The 239-nt window shown below is 34.3% G+C and carries 1 protein-coding gene; it reads right to left on the bottom strand.

Annotated features, from left to right (window positions below; all coding sequences use genetic code 11):
• Positions 1-42: 42 nt before the first annotated feature.
• The coding region (locus ACRHOC_RS15120; protein ID WP_431159439.1) for a hypothetical protein at positions 43-239 on the bottom strand (197 nt) is incomplete at its 5' end.

Here is a 239-nt window from a genome sequence, read left to right on the forward strand (position 1 = left end):
ATCTGATTTTACAATTTCAGGATGACCTAGATACTTATCATATTAGAAAAGTTGACAAGAAATTCCCTTTACCGGTGATAAAAATGATACTGCTGGAATACCTGCAAATTTCTGTTTCATATCCGATAGGTCATCTGAAGCATGTGGCTTAAGATCATGTAAAATTTTATAAGCAGTAGCGAACAACATAAAGGCAGTCGGCGTTAGCATTTTACTTTCATATTCTCTCTTATCAGATC

Origin of the sequence: Winogradskyella poriferorum (genome assembly GCF_050618035.1) — a bacterium.
Lineage (GTDB): Bacteria > Bacteroidota > Bacteroidia > Flavobacteriales > Flavobacteriaceae > Winogradskyella > Winogradskyella poriferorum_A.